We start from the raw sequence: 2,622 nt of genomic DNA, 5'->3' as shown, positions 1-2,622 counted from the left end.
CCGCGCTGGGGCCATGCGCTGCTGCCCGGGGCGGAGCCCTTGCGCGTGGGGCAGGAGCCGTCGCTGTCCTTCGCGCCGGCGAGCCTGTCGCGATTCGAGCCGGCCGGTGCGCAGGCGCCCGCGCGCGTGCGCCAGCAGTTCTTCGGCTACCTGGGGCCGAACGGACCGCTGCCGGTGCACCTGTCGGACTTCATCCGCGAGCGCAGCATCAACCATGGCGATGCGACCTGGCTCGCCTTCCTGGACACCTTCTCGCACCGCTTCTCGCTGTACTTCTACCGGGCCTGGGCGCAGGCGCGGCCCGCCGTGGGCCTGGACCGGCCACAGGAAGATGGCTTTCGCCGCCGCATCGGCGCGCTGGCGGGCATCGCAACACCGGCGCGGCAGCAGCGCGACGAGATCCACGACGACGCGCGCCTGTACTTCTCGGGCTGGCTTTCGCGCAAGGTCCACAACGCCGAAGGCGTGGAAGCCGTGCTGGGCCGCTACTTCGATGTGCCCGTGCGGCTGGAGCCCTGGGTGGGCCACTGGATGAAGCTGCCGGAGGGCGAGCTCAGCCGGCTCGGCCGGGGCACGGCCTCGCGCGCGCTCGGCGGCGGCGCCATGCTGGGCCGGCGTGCGTGGGACCGGCAGCATCGCATCCGGCTGCACCTCGGCCCGCTGGGCATGGCGCAGTACCGGCAGTTCCTGCCGACCGGCGACGCGCGGCCGGTGCTGTCGCGCTGGCTGCAGCAGCTGCTGGGCGACGAGCTGCACTGGGACGCGCAACTCGTGCTGCGCAAGGAAGAGGTGCCGCCCACCCGGCTTGGCGCCATCGGCGGCAATGCGCCGCGCCTGGGCTGGGTCAGTTGGCTGGGCGACCGGCCCCGTCGGCACGACGCGGCCGATGTGCGCGTCGACGGCGATGCGCCGCTTGCTTCTTCGTCCTTTCGTCCTGCGGCCGACCGAACGGCTGCTGTCCATGGAGTCGAATCATGAGTGAAATCAGCCGCACCGCCCTGTTCGGCAAGCTCAATCCGCTGGCCTACAAGGCCATCGAGGGCGCCACCGTGTTCTGCAAGATGCGCGGCAATCCGTACGTGGAACTGGAACACTGGTTCGCGCAGCTGTTGCAGAACCAGGAAAGCGACCTGCATCGCATCGTGCAGCACTACGGGCTGGACATCTCGGTGCTGGCCAAGGACGTGACGGCCGCGCTGGACCGCCTGCCGCGCGGGGCCACCGCCATCAGCGATTTTTCGCCGCACATCGAGAACGCCATCGAGCGCGGCTGGACCTACGCCACGCTGCAGTTCGGCGAGGCGCAGGTGCGCACCGGCTATCTGCTGGTGGGCATGCTCAAGACGCCCTCGCTGCGCAATCCGCTCATGGGTCTCTCCAAGCAGTTCGAGAAGGTCAAGGCCGAAGACCTGGCCGACAACTTCGCCAAGATCTGCGATGCCTCCGCCGAATCGAAGATGCGCGCGCAGGACGGCACCGGGATGGGCAGCGGCACCCCCGGCGAAGACACCGGCGCCATGGCCCCTGCAGCCATGGGCAAGGGCGATGCGCTCAAGAAGTTTGCTGTCGACCTCACAGAGAAGGCGAAGAAGGGGGAGATGGATCCGGTGACCGGGCGGGACGAGGAAATCCGCCAGATCGTCGACATCCTCATGCGCCGGCGCCAGAACAACCCGCTGCTCACCGGCGAGGCGGGCGTGGGCAAGACGGCGGTGGTGGAAGGCTTTGCGCAGCGCCTGGCGCGCGGCGACGTGCCGCCGCAATTGAAGGACGTGAAGCTGCTCACGCTGGACATCGGCCTCCTGCAGGCCGGCGCCAGCATGAAGGGCGAGTTCGAGCAGCGCCTGCGCCAGGTGATCGACGAGGTGCAGGCTTCGCCCACACCCATCATCCTGTTCATCGACGAAATCCACACGCTCGTTGGCGCGGGCGGCGCGGCGGGCACGGGCGATGCGGCCAACCTGCTCAAGCCGGCGCTGGCGCGCGGCAACCTGCGCACCATCGGCGCCACCACCTGGGCCGAGTACAAGAAATACATCGAGAAAGATCCGGCGCTGACCCGCCGCTTCCAGGTGGTGCAGGTGCCGGAGCCGGACGAGCTCAAGGCCATCCTCATGCTGCGCGGCGTGGCCAGCGTGCTGGAAAAGCACCACCGCGTGCAGCTGCTGGACGAGGCCATCGAGGCGGCGGTGAAGCTCAGCCACCGCTACATTCCCGCGCGCCAGCTGCCCGACAAGGCCGTGAGCCTGCTGGACACGGCCTGCGCCCGCGTGGCCGTGAGCCAGCACGCCATGCCGCCGGAGGTGGAGGACTGCACGCGGCGGATCGAGGCGCTGACGGTGGAAGGCGAGATCATCGGGCGCGAAGGCGCCATCGGCATCGACGTGAGCAAGCGGGCCGCGCAGGTTCAGTCCGCGCTGGCCGAGGCGCAGGCCGAGCTGGAAAAACTCAATGCGAGGTGGAAAGAGGAGAAGGGTCTGGTCGACCGGTTGCTGGAGCTGCGCGCCAAGCTGCGCGATGGCAACAAGCCGGTCGATGCTTCACTCCCTCCCCCGCTGGGGGAGGGCGGGGGTGGGGGCACAGCGCCCGTGGCCTCCACAGCGGATGTGGATGCGGCGCGCG

General features: G+C 69.6%; 2 protein-coding genes. Both read left to right on the top strand.

What is annotated here, in order from left to right:
• On the top strand, positions 1–978 hold a 978-nt coding region (gene tssG, locus VSO01S_RS26245; RefSeq protein ID WP_068645686.1), incomplete at its 5' end, for a type VI secretion system baseplate subunit TssG.
• On the top strand, positions 975–2,622 hold a 1,648-nt coding region (locus tag VSO01S_RS26240; protein ID WP_153305454.1), incomplete at its 3' end, for an AAA family ATPase. The genes tssG and VSO01S_RS26240, both read left to right, overlap by 4 nt.

Origin of the sequence: Variovorax soli NBRC 106424, from assembly GCF_001591385.1 — a bacterium.
Classification (GTDB): Bacteria; Pseudomonadota; Gammaproteobacteria; order Burkholderiales; family Burkholderiaceae_C; genus Variovorax; species Variovorax soli.
Note: the sequence above shows the minus strand (reverse complement) of the source record. Positions and strands in the feature narration are given on the sequence as shown.